The sequence below is a fragment of the Finegoldia magna ATCC 53516 genome, assembly GCF_000159695.1.
Classification (GTDB): domain Bacteria; phylum Bacillota; class Clostridia; order Tissierellales; family Peptoniphilaceae; genus Finegoldia; species Finegoldia magna_F.
This window is the reverse complement of the sequence record NZ_CM000955.1, coordinates 137,355-158,177: the sequence shown is the minus strand read 5'-3', so window position 1 is coordinate 158,177 and position 20,823 is coordinate 137,355. Positions and strand designations below refer to the sequence as shown.

Annotated in this window: 23 protein-coding genes; all 23 read left to right on the top strand. The window is 33.2% G+C overall.

Translation table 11 applies throughout. From position 1 onward, the window contains the following. The 23 genes from HMPREF0391_RS00695 (at window position 1) to HMPREF0391_RS00590 (ending at window position 20,799) form a co-directional block, all read left to right on the top strand. Complete coding sequence (locus HMPREF0391_RS00695) at window positions 1-1,590, top strand: terminase large subunit (RefSeq protein ID WP_002834880.1); 1,590 nt, start codon at window positions 1-3, stop codon at window positions 1,588-1,590. 44 nt (window positions 1,591-1,634) lie between these two features. Next, window positions 1,635-2,054 (top strand): nuclear transport factor 2 family protein, encoded by a 420-nt coding sequence (locus HMPREF0391_RS00690; protein ID WP_002834879.1) that lies wholly within the window; start codon window positions 1,635-1,637, stop codon window positions 2,052-2,054. Window positions 2,055-2,134: 80 nt separating this feature from the next. Continuing rightward, the gene (locus HMPREF0391_RS00685) at window positions 2,135-3,376 is read left to right on the top strand and encodes a phage portal protein (protein ID WP_196218491.1); all 1,242 of its coding nucleotides are present in this window, start codon (window positions 2,135-2,137) and stop codon (window positions 3,374-3,376) included. Next, window positions 3,363-4,049 carry a head maturation protease, ClpP-related gene (locus HMPREF0391_RS00680; protein ID WP_002834877.1) on the top strand — a complete coding sequence of 229 codons (687 nt, stop codon included), beginning with the start codon at window positions 3,363-3,365 and terminating at the stop codon, window positions 4,047-4,049. Before HMPREF0391_RS00685 ends, HMPREF0391_RS00680 begins: the two co-directional genes overlap by 14 nt. A gap of 2 nt (window positions 4,050-4,051) precedes the next feature. Continuing rightward, window positions 4,052-5,242 (top strand): phage major capsid protein, encoded by a 1,191-nt coding sequence (locus HMPREF0391_RS00675; RefSeq protein WP_002834876.1) that lies wholly within the window; start codon window positions 4,052-4,054, stop codon window positions 5,240-5,242. Between the two features lie 10 nt (window positions 5,243-5,252). Beyond that, window positions 5,253-5,525: a head-tail connector protein gene (locus tag HMPREF0391_RS00670; protein WP_002834875.1), complete on the top strand. Its 273-nt coding sequence runs from the start codon at window positions 5,253-5,255 to the stop codon at window positions 5,523-5,525. After that, on the top strand, window positions 5,525-5,857 hold the full coding sequence (locus HMPREF0391_RS00665; RefSeq protein WP_002834874.1) for a phage head closure protein: 333 nt from the start codon (window positions 5,525-5,527) through the stop codon (window positions 5,855-5,857). Before HMPREF0391_RS00670 ends, HMPREF0391_RS00665 begins: the two co-directional genes overlap by 1 nt. Further along, the gene (locus HMPREF0391_RS00660; protein WP_002834872.1) at window positions 5,854-6,234 is read left to right on the top strand and encodes an HK97 gp10 family phage protein; all 381 of its coding nucleotides are present in this window, start codon (window positions 5,854-5,856) and stop codon (window positions 6,232-6,234) included. Before HMPREF0391_RS00665 ends, HMPREF0391_RS00660 begins: the two co-directional genes overlap by 4 nt. Beyond that, window positions 6,227-6,574 carry a hypothetical protein gene (locus HMPREF0391_RS00655; protein WP_002834871.1) on the top strand — a complete coding sequence of 116 codons (348 nt, stop codon included), beginning with the start codon at window positions 6,227-6,229 and terminating at the stop codon, window positions 6,572-6,574. The genes HMPREF0391_RS00660 and HMPREF0391_RS00655 overlap by 8 nt, the downstream gene beginning before the upstream one ends. After that, complete coding sequence (locus HMPREF0391_RS00650; RefSeq protein ID WP_002834870.1) at window positions 6,564-7,160, top strand: major tail protein; 597 nt, start codon at window positions 6,564-6,566, stop codon at window positions 7,158-7,160. Before HMPREF0391_RS00655 ends, HMPREF0391_RS00650 begins: the two co-directional genes overlap by 11 nt. 2 nt (window positions 7,161-7,162) lie before the next feature. Further along, window positions 7,163-7,519 (top strand): hypothetical protein, encoded by a 357-nt coding sequence (locus HMPREF0391_RS00645; RefSeq protein WP_002834869.1) that lies wholly within the window; start codon window positions 7,163-7,165, stop codon window positions 7,517-7,519. Between the two features lie 17 nt (window positions 7,520-7,536). Then, on the top strand, window positions 7,537-7,701 hold the full coding sequence (locus HMPREF0391_RS09460) for a hypothetical protein (protein ID WP_002834868.1): 165 nt from the start codon (window positions 7,537-7,539) through the stop codon (window positions 7,699-7,701). 38 nt (window positions 7,702-7,739) lie between these two features. Then, entirely contained in the window at window positions 7,740-8,066 is a 327-nt protein-coding gene (locus HMPREF0391_RS00640; RefSeq protein ID WP_002834867.1) for a hypothetical protein, read from the top strand. A gap of 62 nt (window positions 8,067-8,128) precedes the next feature. Next, the gene (locus tag HMPREF0391_RS09530) at window positions 8,129-9,829 is read left to right on the top strand and encodes a phage tail tape measure protein (RefSeq protein ID WP_002834866.1); all 1,701 of its coding nucleotides are present in this window, start codon (window positions 8,129-8,131) and stop codon (window positions 9,827-9,829) included. A 1,365-nt stretch (window positions 9,830-11,194) separates the two neighbouring features. Next, a complete protein-coding gene (locus HMPREF0391_RS00630) occupies window positions 11,195-11,557 on the top strand; it encodes a hypothetical protein (protein WP_002834864.1) in 363 nt (120 codons plus the stop codon). Further along, window positions 11,557-13,428 (top strand): hypothetical protein, encoded by a 1,872-nt coding sequence (locus HMPREF0391_RS00625; RefSeq protein WP_002834862.1) that lies wholly within the window; start codon window positions 11,557-11,559, stop codon window positions 13,426-13,428. Before HMPREF0391_RS00630 ends, HMPREF0391_RS00625 begins: the two co-directional genes overlap by 1 nt. After that, a complete protein-coding gene (locus tag HMPREF0391_RS00620; RefSeq protein WP_002834861.1) occupies window positions 13,415-14,794 on the top strand; it encodes a hypothetical protein in 1,380 nt (459 codons plus the stop codon). Before HMPREF0391_RS00625 ends, HMPREF0391_RS00620 begins: the two co-directional genes overlap by 14 nt. Before the next feature lies 1 nt (window position 14,795). After that, entirely contained in the window at window positions 14,796-15,197 is a 402-nt protein-coding gene (locus HMPREF0391_RS00615; RefSeq protein WP_002834859.1) for a phage holin family protein, read from the top strand. Further along, window positions 15,198-16,007 (top strand): N-acetylmuramoyl-L-alanine amidase, encoded by an 810-nt coding sequence (locus HMPREF0391_RS00610; RefSeq protein WP_002834858.1) that lies wholly within the window; start codon window positions 15,198-15,200, stop codon window positions 16,005-16,007. Window positions 16,008-16,183: 176 nt separating this feature from the next. Continuing rightward, window positions 16,184-16,774, top strand: a complete 591-nt coding sequence (locus HMPREF0391_RS00605; RefSeq protein ID WP_035109033.1) for a TetR/AcrR family transcriptional regulator — start codon at window positions 16,184-16,186, stop codon at window positions 16,772-16,774. Window positions 16,775-16,778: 4 nt separating this feature from the next. Then, window positions 16,779-18,497 carry an ABC transporter ATP-binding protein gene (locus HMPREF0391_RS00600; protein ID WP_035109031.1) on the top strand — a complete coding sequence of 573 codons (1,719 nt, stop codon included), beginning with the start codon at window positions 16,779-16,781 and terminating at the stop codon, window positions 18,495-18,497. Next, window positions 18,490-20,226: an ABC transporter ATP-binding protein gene (locus HMPREF0391_RS00595; protein ID WP_002834855.1), complete on the top strand. Its 1,737-nt coding sequence runs from the start codon at window positions 18,490-18,492 to the stop codon at window positions 20,224-20,226. Before HMPREF0391_RS00600 ends, HMPREF0391_RS00595 begins: the two co-directional genes overlap by 8 nt. A 363-nt stretch (window positions 20,227-20,589) precedes the next feature. Next, the gene (locus HMPREF0391_RS00590) at window positions 20,590-20,799 is read left to right on the top strand and encodes an SHOCT domain-containing protein (RefSeq protein ID WP_002834854.1); all 210 of its coding nucleotides are present in this window, start codon (window positions 20,590-20,592) and stop codon (window positions 20,797-20,799) included. Window positions 20,800-20,823 lie beyond the last annotated feature (24 nt).

Below are 20,823 nucleotides of genomic sequence, written 5' to 3'. Positions count from 1 at the left end.
ATGAAATATAAACCAACAAAATTTATGCTACCTACATCTCATTATGATAAAAACAAGGCAGATTATGCCGTCACCTTTATAGAATGTCTTAAACACACAAAAGGTAGATGGGCAGGTAAAGATTTTAAGCTTATTGACTGGCAAGAAGAAATCATTAGAGATCTGTTTGGCATAGTGAAAGATACGGGATATAGACAATTTAATACAGCCTATATTGAAATACCAAAGAAAATGGGAAAGTCAGAACTTGCAGCTGCTGTAGCACTCCTTCTTACTTGTGGTGATGGAGAAGAAAGAGCAGAGGTATATGGTTGTGCCGCCGATAGACAGCAAGCAACTATAGTTTTTGATGTTGCAGCTGATATGGTAAGGATGAGTCCAGCCTTATCTAAAAGAGTAAAGATTCTAGCATCTCAAAAGAGAATGATATATAAGCCGACCAATTCTTTCTATCAAGTTTTATCTGCAGAGGCTTATTCTAAACACGGATTTAATATTCATGGTGTGGTCTTTGACGAGCTTCATACTCAGCCCAATAGAAAATTATTTGATGTTATGACAAAAGGGTCTGGTGATGCAAGAACCCAACCTCTATATTTTCTTATTACAACTGCAGGAACAGATACGAAATCAATCTGCTACGAAACGCATCAAAAGGCAGTCGACATACTTGAAGGAAGAAAAACGGATCCAACTTTCTATCCTGTAATCTATGGAGCAGACAGAGAAGATGATTGGACAGATGAAAAAGTATGGCATAAGGCAAATCCCTCTCTAGGAATTACAGTTCCAATAGAAAAAGTAAGACAAGCCTGTGAATCGGCTAAGCAAAATCCAACTGAAGAGAATGCCTTTAGGCAGTTAAGATTAAATCAGTGGGTCAAACAAGCAATTAGATGGATGCCTATGGAAAAATGGGATTTATGTAACTTTGCTGTTAATGAAGAAGAACTAAAGGGCAGAGTCTGTTATGGTGGTCTTGACCTATCAAGCACAACGGATATTACAGCTTTTGTTTTAGTCTTTCCTCCAATAGACGAAGATGATAAATATCAAATATTACCCTACTTTTGGTTACCAGAAGATAACCTCGACCTAAGAGTAAAAAGAGACCATGTAAACTATGACCTATGGAAAAAACAAGGCTATATTATGACAACAGAAGGAAATGTAGTCCACTATGGGTTTATTGAAAAATTTATCGAAGACTTAGGCGAGATATATAACATACGAGAAATTGCCTTTGACAGGTGGGGAGCAGTTCAGATGGTTCAAAACTTAGAAGGCATGGGTTTTACAGTAGTTCCATTTGGTCAAGGATTTAAGGATATGTCTCCACCAACAAAAGAATTAATGAAACTAACACTTGAAAGAAAAATAGCCCATGGAGGACATCCCGTCCTAAGATGGATGATGGATAATATTTTTATAAAAACTGATCCTGCTGGAAACATTAAGGCAGACAAAGAAAAGTCTACAGAAAAAATAGATGGAGTTATTGCTACAATCATGGCCCTTGATAGAGCAATAAGATGTGGTAATGATACAAGTGAATCGGTTTATGATGATAGGGGATTGATTGTTTTTTAATATGGGTATATAAATAAAATAGAAACATTTTTGAGGTGATATTCATGAGGAATAGAGAAGATATTATTCGTTTATGGTTTGATATGTGGATAAAAAAACAAGACTTAGGAATTAAAGATATTTTTGCTAATGATATTGTGTATACAGAAAGTTGGGGGCCAAAGTATAATAATCGCAGTACACTCGAGTTATGGTTTAAAGAATGGAACAGTCGTGCAAAAGTTGAAACATGGGATATTGTACAATTTTTAGACTTTAAAGACCAATCAATTGTGGAATGGCATTTTAAATCAGTGATGAATAATGGGAAAATTGATGAATTTAATGGAATTTCTTTGGTTAAATGGGATTTTGATAATAAAATAATAGAATTAAAAGAATTTGGATGTAATATAGATAATTATAATCCATATGCTTATGGAGAGATTCCTAAATTTAGAAAAGAAAAGTCAAAGTGGTTTTAACATATATTTATTAATGATATTTTTTTTAGCATCTACATTAGTAGGTGCTTTTTTCATACCAACTTTTAGGAGGTGGTAATATAAACATTTTAAATTTAATATTTAAGTCGAGAGATAAACCTAAAGACGGGGAGAGGATATCTTCATCGTCTTTTTTATTTGGAAGGACAACAGCAGGTACGAATGTAAACGAGTTTACTGCTATGCAAATGACTGCAGTTTATTCATGTGTGAGAGTGCTTGCTGAAACCTTAGCAGGACTTCCTCTTCATCTATATAAAAGAGGAGATTCAAACTCAAAGGAAAAAGCAAAAGACCATGCCATATATTTTCTTTTGCACGATGAACCAAATATAGAGATGACTTCATTTGTTTTTAGAGAAACACTAATGACCCATCTATTACTTTGGGGTAATGCCTACGCTCAGATAATTCGTAATGGAAGAAATGAGGTCATAGGACTTTACCCATTAATGCCGAATAAGATGACGGTTATGAGAAGTGAAGATGGAGAAATCTTCTATAAATACAGTCATAAATCAGAAGAAGTTTATCTTTTAAAAGAAGATGTCCTTCATATACCAGGACTTGGTTTTGATGGTCTTATTGGATACTCACCAATTACAATGGCAAAAAATGCAATTGGTATGGCTATGGCTTGCGAAGATTATGGAGCGTCATTCTTTCAAAATGGAGCACAGCCTGGTGGGGTTTTAGAGCATCCAGGAATCATCAAAGACCCAGAAAGAGTTAGAGCGTCATGGAATGCTGCATTTCAAGGGCCTAAAAATGCCAATAAAGTGGCTGTACTTGAAGAAGGGATGAAATACCAACCAATAGCCATCGCACCAAGTGAGGCCCAGTTTTTGGAAACTAGAAAGTTTCAATTAAATGAGATAGCAAGGATATTCAGAATACCACCTCACATGATTGGAGACTTGGAGAAGTCGTCATTTTCAAATATAGAACAGCAGTCGCTTGAATTTGTTAAATACACTCTTGACCCTTGGATTGTTCGTTGGGAGCAATCTTTGGAAAGAGCACTATTAACAAAGAAAGAAAAAGAATCCTACTTTATTAAATTTAATCTTGATGGACTTCTGAGGGGAGACTATGAATCAAGGATGAATGGATATGCTGTAGGAAGACAAAATGGCTGGATGAGTGCAAATGACATAAGAGAATTAGAAAACCTAGATAGGATATCAGCTGAAGAAGGTGGTGACTTATACCTTGTAAATGGAAATATGCTACCACTTGATAAAGCAGGTAGTTTTTATCAGCAGAAAGGAGAAGAAATAAATACTAATGAAGAACAATAAAATATTTTGGAATTGGAATAAGAATTCAAATGAACTCTATATAGATGGAGTTATTGCAGAAGAGTCTTGGTTTGATGATGAAATCACACCAAGGCTCTTTTTTGAAGAATTAAAAAATAAAAGTGGAGACATAACTGTGTGGATCAACTCCCCTGGTGGAGATTGTATCGCAGCATCAAGAATTTACACCATGCTTTTAGAACACAAGGGAAATGTGGCCATAAAGATTGATGGACTCGCAGCATCAGCAGCTTCAGTTATTGCTATGGCAGGAACTGAAGTATTGATGAGTCCTACATCATTAATGATGATTCACAATCCTTTAACTGTAGCCATTGGTGACTCAAAAGAAATGCAAAAAGCTATGGACATGTTAAAGGAAGTCAAGGAATCAATCATCAATGCCTATGAGATTAAGACAGGTTTATCAAGAGAAGAAATTTCTAATCTAATGGATGGAGAGACTTGGTTTGATAAGAATAAGGCCATCGAGATGGGTTTTTGTGATGGAACTCTAACCGATAAAAGAAAAGATGAAAAAGTTACGAACATGGTCTTTTCAAGGCGAGCAGTTACAAACTCACTTTTAACAAAGATAAATAAAGAAGTGAAGACTCACTCAATGAGAGAAGTAGATGAAAGATTAAACAAAATTAAAAACACTTGGAGGTAATTATGAATATTAAAGAACTTTTAGAAAAGAGAACTAAAGCTTGGGATGAGGCAAAGGCATTTGCCGAATCTAAGAAAGATGAAAATGGTCTAATGTCTGATGAAGACTTTAAGACATATGAAGAGATGGAGAGAACTATCGAGAATTACACTCGTGAAATTGATAGAAAGAAGAGGGAAGAAGAAATGGATAAAACTTTAGAAAAACCTACTACTCAAGCATTAACAAATGAACCTGCTACTTTTAATGAAGAAGAAAAGCCAATGAGGGCAAGAAATGTCTATAAGAAGTCTATGATGAAAGCATTAAGAACTAACTTTAGAGATATTTCTAATGAATTAAAAGTAGGAACAGATGAAAGTGGTGGATATTTAGTTCCAGAAGAAATGGAAGTAGATATTGTAAATGGTCTTGAAGATGAAAATATTGTAAGAAAATTAGCTACAAAAGTTCAAACTTCCGGACTTCATAAAATTAATATTGCAGCTACTAAACCAGCAGCCCTATGGGTTGAAGAAGGTGGTCAACTTACCTTTGGAGATGGTACATTCGATCAAGTATCTCTTGATGCACATAAACTCCATGTTGGTATTAAAGTTACTGAAGAACTTCTCTATGATGCAGCCTTTAATTTAGAAAAATACATCACTGAAGAATTTACTAGAGCACTAGCAAATGCTGAAGAGGATGCTTTCTTAAATGGCGATGGAGTAAATAAGCCTACAGGAATTTTTGACTCTAAAAAAGGTGGAGAACTTGGAGGTACAACAAAGGCTCAAACAATTACTGCAGATGAACTAATTGATTTAGTCTACTCCTTAGACAGACCTTATAGAAAGAAAGCAGCCTTCATTTTAAATGATGCAACAGTTGCTCAAATTAGAAAACTTAAAGATGTTAATGGTGCATATATTTGGCAACCATCACTTAAAGATGGAGAACCGGATAGACTTTTAGGATATCCTGCCTACACATCTGCCTTTGCTCCAAAAGCTGATAAAGGAAAACTTGCTGTAGCCTTTGGCGATTTTTCATACTACAAGATTGGAGATAGAGGAAATAGGTCATTCCAAGACTTAAAAGAACTATTTGCTGGTAATGGCATGGTTGGTTTCTTAGGTAAAGAAAGAGTTGATGGAATCTTAGTTTTAAGAGAAGCAGTTAAACTATTAAAAATCGGTACTACTGCCTAAGGAGTAAATTATGATTACTCTTGAGGAGGCAAAGTCCTATTTAAGGGTGGATTTTGATGATGAGGATGAGATGATTGAATCTCTCATCCAATCATCAATAAAGCACTCCATGGATGTAGCTAGAGTTGATAGTGAGGAAGAACTTTCTAAAAATCCAAATGGAAAGATAGCTGTCTTATATATGACAGCGTATCTTTATGAGCATAGAGAAGAGGCAGATTATTCTGAACTAAACTTAACTCTAAGGGCTTTATTGTTTGGAATGAGAAAGGCTGAGTTCTAATGAGGATATCGGATTTAAATAGAAAAATAACCTTTCAAAATAAAAATGTTGAGGTAGATGAAATTGGTAACCATAAATCAGTATGGATGGACTATCTAACAACATCAACCTATATATCTTTTCAAGGAAAAGGAGAAGAAATATTTCTTGGGATGGAAGTAGACAGGTCAGATATTTCTTTTACTGTAAGATTTCAAAATAGTCTGAAGAACATTAATACTTCAGAGTACAGAATTCTATTTGATGATGAAATTTACAATATCATCTCAATTGACTTTATGAACTATAAAAATAGACTTATAAAGTTTAGATGTAGGAAGGTGAGTAGATGAATGTAAAAATTGAAAACCTAGCCAGTGAAATAATGAAGGGCTTAGAAGAATATTCTGATATGGCAACAGATGAAGTCAAAAAGGAAGTTAAAAAGGCTGGTAGCAATATTAGAAAAGACATACAAGAAAATGCACCTGTAGGGGAGACAAAGAAATATTCTAAGTCCTGGTCTGTAAAAACTATGAAAGAAACATCAAACTCAATAGAACTCGTAGTTCACTCAAGAAATAGATATCAACTGGCTCATCTACTTGAAAAAGGTCATGTTCTTAGGCAGGGAGGAAGAGTATCTGCTAAGCCACACATTGGTCCAGCTGAGGAGAAAGGAATCAGAGAATTGGAAGAAAATATTATGAGGAAACTAAACGATGGATAGGCTATTAAAAATAATTGAAAAAATAGGACTTCCATTTGCATACTCGCACTTTGCTGAAGGAGAAAGTCCAGATCCACCATTTATAGTCTATCTATTTCCAAAGAATAAACACTTTGGAGCAGATGGAGTAGTTTTTTACAAAAACACCCAGATAGACTTAGAACTTTACACTGATAAGAAAGATTTAAAACTAGAAGAAAAAATAGAAGAGATACTTGATAGAGAAGAAATCTATTATGAAAAATCTGAAGTTTGGATTGAATCAGAAAGACTCTATGAAGTTTTGTATGAATTCACACTTAATTTAAAAATTACGGAGGTAAATAATAATGGCCAATAAAGTTAAATTTAATATTTGTAACGTACACTACGCTCTCTTTGATAAAACCGAAGAGGGCGTTATTAAATATAAAACACCAGTGCCAATGCCTGGTGCTGTTTCAATTTCATTAGATCCAAATGGAGAGCCTGAAAGCTTTTACGCAGATGGAATTGAATACTACACTATTTCAAACAATATGGGCTATGATGGAGATTTAGAAATCGCCCTTATTCCAGAATCTTTTAGGACTGATGTTTTGATGGAAAAATCAGATTCAAATAAAGTTCTTATTGAATCTTCAAATTCTGAAACAGCAAACTTTGCACTTCTTTTTGAGTTTGATGGTGATCAAAAGAAAATCCGTCATGTCATGTATAACTGCTCAGCAGCAAGACCTACTCTCGAAGGAGAAACTAATGAAGAATCAAGAGAAGTCCAACCAGAAACCTTATCTATCCAAGCAAGACCACTTCCAAATGGAAATGTAAAGGCTAGAACAGGTGAAGAGACTACGAAGGAAACTTATGATGGTTGGTATAAGTCAGTCTATATGCCAACAGAAACGACAGTAACACCTTCAAGAGTAAGTGTTGGAGGTAAATAAATATGGCACTAACAAAGAAAATTCAAATTGACGGGCAAGATGTTATTTTCCGTGCATCAGCAGCTATCCCAAGAATCTATAGACTTAAATTTGGTAGAGATATCTTCAAAGACTTGATGGAACTTGAAAAGTCCATGAAGAAAAATGATGAAGATAAATCTAATCTTGATATAGGTTCACTTGAGTTATTTGAAAATATAGCTTATGTAATGGCAAAGCATGGAGATAAATCTGTTCCAGATAGTCCAGAAGAATGGTTGGATAATTTCTCAACTTTTTCAATTTATCAAATTCTACCTCAGCTAATTGAGTTATGGGGACTTAATATAAAATCGGAAGAAGTTCCTAAAAAAAAGTAAGACCAACAGAAAGACTAATGACCACACCCTTGTTTCTATTAAGGGCTGTAGAATTGGGTCTTTCTGTTTCTGATTTATCCCTATTAACAATTGGACTTGTAAATGATATGTTCACAGAAAAGAATAACGATGAATATAAATACAAAGAAGTAGCTACACAAGAAGACTTTGATAAATTTTAATCTACTTATGGTATAATCACTGTAACAGAGGTGATACAGTGGGTAAGAAGAAAAACAAAGGTCGAAGTCCAAAAATCAATATCAACGAAATTCCAAAAAGTGACAGAGAAGAGGCTGTTAGAAAATATAATAGGTCTCCCGAAACGGTAAGAATATATTACAATCAAAAAGAATCAACATTACTGGCTATAGATTCTTCAATCGAAAAAAGAGAAGTAAACTTTGATGAGGGAAATATCTTTTTTATTATTGGTGGAAGAAAAAACAAAAAAGACAAAATAAATCAAGCAGATATTATTAAGGCGATTAATGATGAATTAGAATTTTGGTTTTACACTGACGATGATATTTATAGTGAATATTAATTTTTAGCATCTATCAAAAAGGTAGGTGCTTTTTTGATGCTCAAAATTAAGGAGGTGAGATATTGGCAAATAGAATAAAAGGGATAACTGTTGAAATTGGTGGAGATACTACCAAATTGCAGACTGCACTAAAACAAGTTAATACGGAGATTAAACATACTCAATCTGAACTTCGTGATGTTAACAAACTTCTTAAACTTGATCCTGGCAACACTGAACTTATCTCACAAAAGCATAAGCTATTAGGACAGACCTTAGAAGAAACAAAGAACAAATTAACCTCTTTAAAAGAGGCGCAGAAACAAGCTGAACAGGCTCTTGCAGAAGGTAAGATTTCCCAAGAACAATATGATGCCCTTAAACGAGAGATTATTGAAACAGAACAAGCCTTAAAGTCTCTAGAGAGGCAGGGGGCAACTACTAATCAAACTCTTCAAAATATAGCTATTACTGGAGAAAAATGGCAAAACACAGGGCAAAATATAGAAAATGTAGGAAGAAAAATGATGCCAGTATCTCTTGCAGTAGCAGGTCTTGGAGTAGCAGCTGTAAAGACTGCGTCAGATTTTGACTCTGGTATGTCAAAGGTAAAAGCAGTATCTGGTGCAACAGGGTCCGACTTTGATGCACTAAGGGAAAAGGCTCGTGAAATGGGAGCCAAGACAAAGTTCTCAGCATCTGAAGCGGCAGAGGCTATGAACTACATGGCCATGGCTGGTTGGAAAAGTAAAGACATGATTGGTGGTATTGAAGGAGTCATGAACCTTGCTGCGGCTAGTGGTGAGGACTTAGCCACTACTTCAGATATCGTAACAGATGCCCTTACAGCCTTTGGTTTAAAAGCTGAAGACTCTTCTCACTTCGCTGATGTTCTTGCTGCTGCATCATCTAATGCCAATACCAATGTTTCATTAATGGGTGAAACTTTTAAATATGCTGCACCTATTGCTGGTACACTTGGATATTCAGTTGAAGATACAGCTGTAGCTATAGGTTTAATGGCTAACGCAGGAATAAAAGGTTCACAAGCAGGGACAGCTTTAAGGTCTGGACTAACAAGACTCGCATCACCAACTAAAGAAGTTATTAATGGAATGTCCATGTTGGGCTTATCTATTGAAGATGTACAGGGCCTTTCACTTGATGAGACTTTAAGCACCTTTAGAGTTGCCTTTGCTAATTTAGACGGAACTCAAAAAGCACAAGCAGCATCCATGATATTTGGTAAAAATGCCATGTCTGGAATGCTTGCAATTATAAATGCCAGTGAAAAAGACTACAACAGTTTAAGTGATGCCATATATAATGCAGATGGAACAGCAGAAAAAATGGCAACTACTATGCAGGATAACTTAGGTGGTCAATTAAAGATCCTACAATCGGCCTTAGAAGAATTAGCCATATCCTTTGGTGAACTCCTAATGCCAACTGTTAGAAAAGTAGTTGATATATTAACTAAACTGGTAAATGGACTTAATGCACTTCCTGCTCCAGTAAAGGGTGTCATTGCAGGAATAGGTGTTTTTATAGCTGCTCTTGGTCCAGTTCTTATGATTATAGGAAAGCTTGTCTGGTCAATAGGAACAATAATGACTAAAGGACCTCTAATAATAGGAGGAATTACTAAGATAGTTGGAATATTTACAGGTACCACTTATACCTGCAATAACTGCAGTAGTATCAGCCATTGGTATTGTTCCTATTGCTATTGGTGCAGTAATAGCTGGTCTTGTTCTATTATGGAAGAAGTGCGACTGGTTTAGAGAAGGAGTCATTTTCATATGGGAAACTATTAAGGAATCAACTGTTGCCATTTGGAATGGAATAAAAGAATTCCTCGTAAACCTCTGGCAAGGAATATCAGAATCTTGGACAAGTACCTGGATTGAAATCACAAGTTTTCTATCAGAATTTTGGTCTGGATTTATTGAAGGAGTTAAGAATACTTGGAAAGGCATCAAGGACTTCTTTGCCAATCTATGGAATGGACTTTCTGAAGGATGGAACAGTATTTGGACATTTATAACAACTTTTCTAACTGAATCTTGGAATACCTTTATTGAGGGAGCCAAGAGTCTATGGCAAAGTTTAGGAGAATTCTTTACAAGTCTCTGGACGGGAATTCAAACAACTTTTACAAATATATGGACAGCTATTTCAACTATAACTACAGAAGTATTTACAGCAGTTGGAGAGTTTATCAGGACTACTTGGGAAGGTATAAAGACTTTAATTTCAACTGTTCTTGATGCTATTAAAGTAAAGGCTGAGACTATTTGGAATGGGATAAAAACGTTCTTGACTACAGTAATCACTGCCATAGGAACATTTATATCCACATCATGGAACAATATAAAAGTAGTAATTCAAACAGTTTTAAATACTATTAAATCAATAGTTATGAATGTTTGGAATGCCATCAAATCCTTTATATCTGGAGTTCTAAATGGAATTATGACATTAGTGTCCAATGTTTGGAATAGTATCAAATCTACTATTTCATCAACAGTGAATTCTGCAAAATCAGCAGTCACATCTGCCTTTAATTCGATGAAGTCAGCTATTTCTTCTAGTATGTCGAATATTTTATATAGCATTAGAAATGGATTTAATAATGCAGTGAACTTCATTAGAAATCTAGCATCACAAGCCTACACATGGGGAGCCGATATGATTAATGGAATTGCAAGGGGAATTTCAAATGCAATAGGTAATGTAATATCTGCTGTATCGAATGTGGCATCAACTATTAGGTCTTACTTGCACTTTTCAGTTCCAGATGTTGGTCCACTTACCGACTACGAATCATGGATGCCAGACTTTATGGAAGGTCTATCTAAGGGGATAGAAAAGAGTAGGAGATTAGTTCAATCTTCTATGAAGAATGTAGCAAGCGATATGGTTTTAAATCCAAATATATCAGCAGTCGGTATGGGAGGATATGATAAGGAATCTGCTGTAAATGGGATTGATATAGGAAGACAAATATCTGATGCACTTGCAAATATTAATTTAAAATCAGAAAATACTGGCGATATAGTCATCCCAGTTTATCTTGGAGGTACTCTCCTTGATGAAGTTATTGTCAATGCATCTATGCGCAAGAATTTAAGAAGTGGAGGTAGGTAATGAAATATCAATCATATTTAATTATTGAAGGAGTAGACCTACCTTTACCAAATTCTTATGATTTGGAGTTTAGAGATATCGAGGCAGATACTGGAGGAGAGACAGAGGCAGGAACTATTCAGAGGGATATTGTTAGAAACAAAGTAGCAAGTATTTCTGTAGGTTTTTCTTGCAGTCCTAAACTTGTAAAGACATTGAGTAGTTTTTCTAATAAGTCTAATCTTAATGTTAAATACTTAGATACAGAAACATTGGAACTAAAAGAGACACAAATGTATCTAGACAAGTTTAAAGTCAAACTAATAAAAGATACTTCTTATAAAGGATTGTGGGAAGTATCTTTTTCATTGGAGGAATATTGATGTATCCAACAAGCAATGAATATAAAACAGCAATCAAAAAGAATTCTCGTAAATTTTACTGGACGGGAAATCTCATCTTAAAAGATGAAAGCACCATACATTTTACGAATAAGGATATTTTAAAAGGGTCTGGGTACATTCATCGTTCATGCTCTGGATCTTCTGAACTTGAAATAGGTACAGTTTATGCTGGAGAGTTTGGAATTAGCCTTCTTTTAGATATAGATAGGTATTCTTTAGAGGATGCAAAGCTAGAACTTTTTTACCATCAAGAATTAGAGAATAAAAAGATAGAAACTATACCAATGGGAATCTTTGATGTCACTGAAGCAAATAGGTCTAAGAAAATTTTAGAACTAAAAGGCTATGACTATATGCTTAGGTTTGATAAGAACTTTCCAGTAACAGATACTTTTGGTACAGCTTTTGAATTACTTACATTATCATGTGAAAAGTGCAAGGTAGAACTAGGTATGACAGAAGATGAGGTAAAAGCTTTTGTAAATGGTGAGGAAGTTTTGGCAATTTATCAAGACCATGATATAGAAACCTATAGAGACTTTATTCACTATATAGCATCAACCCTTGGTGCTTTTGCACAGGTCTCTCGTGATGGTAAATTGGTTTTAAAAAAGTATGCAGAAAGTATATCCACTGAAATTAAAACGAGAGAAAGATTTTCTTCATCAATATCAGATTTCAAGACAAGATATACAGCCATCAGCTCAACAAATGCAAAGACTAAAATAGCTGAATACTACTCTTTAGAAAATGATGATGGCCTAACTATGAATCTTGGAATAAATCCACTGATGCAGTTAGGACTTCCAGAAAAAAGAAAAAGAATGTGTGAAGTTCTTCTTACTGAAATTTGTAAGATTCACCACACACCTTTTGATATGGTAACCATAGGAGACCCCAGCCTCGATGTAGGAGATAGAATAGCTATTTCTTACGAAGAAGAAAAGATTGAGGGGCTTATTACTGACATTGAATACAAGATAAATGGAAAACATAGAATTCTTGGTGTAGGGAAGAACCCATACTTATCTAGGGCTAAAAGCAAGAATGATAAGAATATAGCAGGACTGTTAAATCAGATTGAATCTGAAAAATTAGTAGTTCATGCCTACTCCAACTATTCTGCCTTTAATATTTCAACAACAGATACTCCAATAATTCGTATAGAATTTGCCTCCAATAAAGAAACGGAGGCAATTTTTAATGCATCTATCTTGTTAAATATAATTTGTGATACTGAAGAAAAAACTAGAAAGATATCAAGAAAGGTCAAGAAACAAGTAGAGGTTTTAAATAATGATGGAAAATCCTATAATCCTCCAAAGTATGAAGAGAAAGAAGAAGTAGAAGAACTTGACTTTATTGAAAATATAGAAATACCTACAAGGCTTGTTGTTACTTACATTTTTAACGATACAAAAATAGAACATCATATTCCAAAAGAAACCTACCTAAGTGGTGACCATATTCTAAATCTTTTTTATCCATTAACTAAACTACAAGAGAAAACTATGAACAATTTCTCAGTGCTTATTAGACTTGAATCAGGTAAGGCTATGATAGGTAAAGATAATGCTATCGCAGCTATATCTGGTCAATCTTTAGGTTCTACAGAGGCTTGGGATGGAAAGATTAAAGTTGATGAATCTTGGAAGAGAATAGAACTTAGTCATTCATTCCTGCTTAGGAAATTGAAAGCTGAATACAAAGTAGAAAGACAAGTTCCAAGCCCACTAGTATTTAATGAAGAGGTAGGAAGATTTAAATATCAAGGATTGATGCTTGGTAAATATAAGGAAGAAATCACTACAGAATTTAAAGATAAGGAGGAAGAAAATGCTCAAAGGTAAATCAGTCATCGAACTAACTGATGTTAGAACAAATAAAAAGGAGATATATGAAGATGAAAACTTAATAACTAATGCAGTCCCAGATTTATTAAGATTGAATCCTATGGGACTTATGTACCCGATAGATGATAGTAAAAAAGTTGAATTTTGGAAGGAGATATTTCCTATAGCTAATAAATGCTATGGAGGCGTTCTTCTTTTTGAAGATAAATTGGAAGAAAATCCAGAAAAGATATTTGCACCATCTGATAATCAGATAATTGGCTATGCATCAAATGACGTGAATCAGACAGATGCTCCTAGAAGAGGTTCTGCTAATTTAACAGAAACAATTCCACTAGAAAATGGATATAAATTTGTATGGGACTTTTCAACTTCTCAAGCTAATGGAAGAATATCATCAATAGCACTTACTCACTACAGAGGTGGTAAATACTTTTATGGAGATACACATGGAAAAGACCCATTTTTATTATTAAATAGCACATCCTTATATAAAAAGCGTGAGGTCTCAGATTGTTATAATGGCTGTATTGAGATAGACTTCAAGTCAAACACAATAGTATCAATATGGCCATTAAATGACAAATCAATTGAATTGGTAAAACTAAAAGAGCCATTAACAAGTATAGGCTTAAATGATCCTATTTATACTAAAGGCTACAAAGCTGAAGAGAGGATTACTATTGATGTATCAGAGTTTTTCAGCAAGATAGGCACCTGGTATGAATGTTGTTTTTATGATGGAGAGGATGGATATTGGTATGGATTTGGGGCCAATAGAGACAATTTAATAAGAGTAAAAATAAATAAGAATGACTATTCTACTAGTACAGATACTTGGTCACTTAATGGAATAAGGCTTGGAAGTTTAGGAAGTTATAATGAAAAAGATAGAAGTTATTGCCATAGGTATAAATATAGTTGTGTTAAAAATGGATACCTGTATTCGATAAGTCCTTACAGAACAAATAAAATTTATAAGGTTAATATAAATAATCCAGTAGATATAACAGTTATTTCTTTAGGTAAAGAGGTTAGCTCTTCGAAATATGGAGGAGAATACAATTATCTTTACAAGTGGGGAGACTATATATTAGGTTATGAATTTGTAATTGATAAGAAAGACCAAGTAATTGTAAATAATGTTGATTCATATAATGGTAGTGGAATAGGTAACTTAATGATGGAGACACAGACAATTGGTCCATTTGCAATAGGTTTTGGAGGTTATGAGGAAAGATTCTATAAACTATTATTTCTTCACACTCCCTATCTTGGAACAATTAATAACTTATCTAGTCCAATATTAAAAACAGCAGATAAGACAATGAAAATAACCTATACCTTAACAGAGGAGGAGTAAAATGAATAAATTCTTAGAAACAATGAAAGTATTATTTACAGCGATTGGAGGATGTTTAGGATTTTTCCTTGGAAGCGTGGATGCTTTTATTTATACGCTACTAGCGTTTGTAATTGCTGATTATCTAACAGGAGTTTTAAGAGCAGGAGTAGAAAGAAAGCTATCCTCATCCATAGGATTCAAGGGAATAGCTAAAAAGATTATGATTTTTATAGTTGTAGGCATAGCAAACCTATGCGATGTAAATTTAATTAAAGGTGATGGAACAATGATAAGAACAGCCATCATCTTTTTTTATATCGCAAATGAAGGTCTTTCCATCTTGGAAAACTCTGTAGCTTTAGGCTTGCCAGTACCAGAAAAATTAAAGGAAATATTAAAACAATTCAAGGAGGAAAAATAAATGAGTAATAGTTCATTAATACAAGCAACGATTCTCTCACCAAACCATAGCGGAAAAAGAAATCAAAAGATAACGAAAATTGCTATACACCACGCAGCAGGAGTCATAAGTGGTAGGAACTTGGCAAGAATTTTTGTGCCTAAATCAAGGCAAGCCTCAGCTAACTATAATTTAGGATCTGACGGAGTTATTGTTTTAGGAGTTGATGAAGCCAATAGAGCCTGGACAACATCGTCTGGATGGTGTGACAATCAAGCAGTAACAATTGAAGTAGGAAACTCTACTAGGGGACCTCAGTGGCTAGTTTCTGATTATGTTTTAAACAGACTAATTGATTTAGTTACAGACATCTGCAGAAGAAATGGAATCTATCCTTGTACCTATACTGGAGGTAAGGATGGTGTACTTCAAAAACATGAGTGGTATTCCAATACAAATTGTCCAGGACCATATCTTGGAAGCAAGTTTCCTTATATAGCAAATGAGGTTAATAAAAGACTAAGAGGCAATAAGGCTGTTAGCAAACCAACATGTGGACTATATAGAGTTAGAAAATTCTGGTCTGATGTAAAAAGCCAGAAAGGTGCATTTAGAAATTTAGATAATGCTAAAAGATGTGCAGATAAATTCGGATTAAAAGTATTCGATGCTAATGGCAAGATAGCATACCCAGTTGGTAAGACAATCGACCAATTAGCTAGAGAGGTTATAAGTGGGAAATGGGGTAATGGAGAAGAAAGAAAAAGAAGATTGACTAACGCTGGATATGATTATAAAGAAGTTCAGAGAAGAGTAAATGAATTAATTTAATAGATTAAGATATAAGCCTGATAGATTCTTAGTTGATGAATTTATCAGGCTTTTTTACATAAATTTTATGTATTGTTTTCTTTTTTGCGTTTTGACATTGAAAATCTTTATCATATAATGTATAATCAAATTAACCGACATAAGTGTCGGTAGGAGGTGGTTTTATTAATCAAAGAATGTCTCAAGAAGATAGAAAAAAAGAAATACGACAAGCGGCTATGAAAGTCTTTTTGGACAAAGGGTTTAGAAATACAGTTATGAATGACATTATGGAAGCTACTGGGCTTTCTAGAGGTGGTTTGTATCATCATTATGGCTCTACCTATGAAATCTTATATGACATTATGGTAGAAGGTAATTTAAATAGAAGGGATATTATTCAAAAATCAATTTATGATGAAGGTTTAATACTAAGTCCGAAGTTGTTTTCGAGAATGATTATAGACAAGATACTTGCAGATAATGATTATGTAAAGCTTTATGTTATGTTTTTATGTGAGTTAAAAGAAAATGATGATTTGAAAGAACTATATGTGAAAATAAAAAAAGAGTCCATACAAGCATTTAAAGAATTGTTTTCTACTTTGTTTAACGAGCTACCTTCTGATGATACATTTGAATTTATGATTAATATTATGAATTCTGGATTGATGGCTTGCGAAATTTTGAACACACGTGAGAATTTTGTAAAAAATAAGAAATATCTAACTGAAATGATAGAGACTTATTTTACAAATGTTATGAAAAAAGATGATGAAAGGAGTTAAATTTATGGATCTATTAAAAAAATACATTAAGAGAAATAAAGCACCATATTTTATTTCTGTCTTGTTTGCAATACTTGGAGTAATTTCAAATCTTTTTGTATATATTATTCTAAGTAAGATGATTATATCATTGATTGATGGTAGCCAAGATTTTCATTACTATATAAATAAAATTTTCTTGATACTTTCATGTCTTATAATCAAAGAAGTGGTTATGTTTTTGTCAACAATGATTTCTCATAAAACAGCCTATCAAATAATACGAGATATAAGAAAAAGCCTTATGGAAAAATTATTTAATATGCCATTAGGAGATATATTGAATGAGTCCACTGGTAAGTTAAAAGACATAATTGTAAATCAAGTCGATAATACTGAAACAACATTGGCTCATATGATACCTGAGATGACAGCTAATTTAATCGGACCTATAATATTATTTGTTTACATGTTAATTTTAGATTATAGACTAAGTTTAATATCTTTAATTCCATTAGTTATTGGTGGATTTTTTATGACAGGGCCGATGAAAAGAATGAAGGTAAAGTTTCCACAAGCAGTTAAAATTGGCCAAGATATGAATAATTCCGTGGTTGAATATATAAATGGAATAGAGGTTATTAAAACATTTAATCAAGGCGAAAAATCTTATAGAAAATACAGGGACAATGTGTATAAAAAGGCAAATTACTATTATGATTGGATGGGAGAAAATACAAGAGACTATGCGATAAGTATGTCTATTGCTCCAGTTGGTATTTTGACAATTATACCATTTGGTTTATATTTCTGTATGAATGGTTCACTAGATGGTGGTGTATTTTTAACATTGATAATCCTTTCTTTTGGGACTATCCAAAATATTATGAGAGTAATGACTTTTGAAGATGATATTGGAAGAATGTCAACTATTTTCGAAGAGATTAAAAATATACTTTCTGCGAGAGAATTATCTCATAAAAATGAAAATTTGGATATAAAAAATTATAATATAGAGATAAAAAACGTAGATTTTTCTTATGAAAAAGATAAGCAAGTCCTAAACAATATAAATATAAATATAGAAGAAGGAAGTGTGAATGCTTTAGTAGGCGAATCGGGTTCGGGAAAGTCGACTATTGCAAAACTAATTTCAGGATTTTGGGATGTAGATAGTGGTTCTATAAGTATAGGAAATGTAAATATTAAAGATATGTCCCTTGAAAAGTTATCTACTGTTATTTCCTATGTAGCACAAGATAATTTTCTTTTTGATATGTCAATTAAAGATAACATCAGAATAGGAAATAAAAATGCTAGTGATGAGGAAATAATTGAAGTATGTAAGAAAGCAGCCTGCCATGATTTTATAATGAAGTTGTCAGATGGATATGATACAAGAGTAGGAGAAGCTGGTAAACATTTGTCTGGAGGAGAAAGGCAAAGAATATCAATTGCAAGAGCTATGATAAAGAATGCTCCAATAGTTATTTTAGACGAGGCTACCTCTTATATCGATCCTGAAAATGAAGCCTTAATTCAAGATGCAATATCAGAACTGGTCAAAGGGAAAACTCTAATTATAATTGCCCATCGTTTAAAGACAATAACAGATGTAGATAATATATTTGTAATTAAAAATGGAGAACTTTCATGTAAAGGAAGTCATGAAGAGCTTTTGAAGGAATCAAAAGATTATCACGATCTTTGGGAAACTGCCTTGAAAGGAGAAGAAAATGCTTAGTGTTTTTAAAAAAATATGGAATTTTTCTATTGAAGAACAAGTGTATATAAAAAAATCAATCTTTGCTAATTTTTTCGGTTCTATTTTTAATGCTCTACAATTTGCAGCCATTTATTATGCGATTTTTGGGATAGTAAACAAGGATATAAGCTTTAAAACAATAGGAATATCAAGTTTATTTTTATTAATTAGTATAGCCGGAGTAATTATTTCAAAAAATTCCTCTATGCTCAAACAAACACATGCCGGATATTTTATGGCTGGACACAAGAGAATTGAATTAGGTGAAAAAATAAAAAAAGTTCCCATGGGATTCTTCTCAAGTTTAAGTTTAGGAAATTTAACAACTATTGCGACTACTAACTTAGATAATGTAGAGACTTGGGTTCCAACTTTGTGTATTATGGTTTTCGGTGGCATGCTTAATGCTATTGTTTTTATCTTATCCTTATTTTTGTTTTCTTATAAGGTAGGTATTGTAGCAATAGTTGGGTCTATTGTATTTTTGTTGATTGTTGCTCGTATGCAAAAAAAGTCCAGTAAAAATGCGGATAAGATTCATGAGATTCAGGTATCACTTACCAAAGAAGTCTTATCAACATTGCAAGGAATGCAAATTATAAAATCATACAATCTGAGAGGAAGTAATAATAAAAAACTTGACAAAAGCTTTGATGGTGCTAGTAAATATTCTTTTGATTTAGAAAAAACTATAATGCCATATAGTTTATTAGCTAAAATCATAATAGCTATAACAATTTGTTTGATGTTATTTATATCAATAAAATTATATTTTGTTGAAAACAGTCAAATAGTCAATACTATTATGATACTTATAGCAAGTTTTGTAATATTTGATGGGCTTATAACATCTGGCTCTGCTATGGCTATGCTAAGAATGGTTGAGAATGCATTAGATTCTTATTCTTATGTAAATGATATGGAAGATATGAAAGAAGGAAGTATTACAGAGCCAATAAAAAATCACAACATAGTCTTTAAAAATGTATCATTTTCCTATGATGATAGACCAATTTTAAAAAATGTATCAGCAGAGATAAAAGAAAATACCATGACTGCCATAGTTGGTCCATCAGGATCTGGTAAGACCACATTTTGTAATCTTATTGCAAGATTTTGGGATGTAAATTCTGGCGAAATTTTAATAGGTGGAAAGAATATTAAGGACTATAAGATAGAAAACTTAATGAATTCTATTTCCATGGTATTTCAAGATGTATATCTCTTCGAAGACACTATTGAAAACAATATAAAATTTGGAAAACAAAATGCAAGCCATGAAGAAGTAGTTCAAGCTGCAAAAAAAGCAAGATGTCATGAATTTATAGAAGCTTTACCAGAAGGATATAACACTATAATTGGAGAAGGTGGAGCAAGTCTATCAGGTGGAGAAAAACAAAGAATCTCAATTGCAAGAGCTATGCTAAAAGATGCAGACATCATAATCTTTGATGAAGCCACAGCAAGTATAGATCCAGAAAATGAAGATAAACTTAAAGAAGCAATAGAATCATTAACAAAAAATAAGACAGTAATTATGATTGCCCATAGACTAAAGACAATAAGAAATGCAGATAAAATCTTAGTCTTAAAAGATGGAGAAATAATAGAACGTGGAAATCACGAAGAACTGATTAAAAATAATGGACTTTATTCTGACCTTATAAATGCAAAAGCTAAGGCGGAATCATGGAAATTAAATAATTGATTAAACGATAGATAATGAGACTGGTATTAGGCTAGTCTCTTTTTTTTTTGACCTATCAACACTTTTTAATAGAGGTGTGGATTTACATAAGATACTAATTTAAAAAGCCAATCAATTAAATTGCATCAAAATAGAGAGGGTTAGTACACGCTTTAAAGAGCGGGACAATTACTTTAAAACTACTATTATTCATGAAGTAATTATCGTTGTTCTCTTTTTATTTAATCTGTCTATTTCAGTATTTATATTAATGGCAATAAACTTTACTCAAAAACACTTCCTTTGTCCTAAGGAATATAGAGGAAAGAAAACTAAGGTTAAAAATAGCCTTAATTTCTTTGCCTGTGACATAGGAGGTGGAGTATGAGAGTAGAAAAGCTTGAAAGTGAAAAAGAAGTTATAAAGACTGAATATACAGAAAGGGATTTAAAGGCAGAGCTTAATTTCTATCTATCAGATAAGTTCATCCAGGATCTCTTTCTTTTAGATGAAATTAGCCATGAAGAATATAGAAAAATTAGAAGAGAAAACATTAAAAAATTTAGCCCTATTCTTTCAGAATTATTGCTATAAGACTTGATAAATACTCACTTGTAC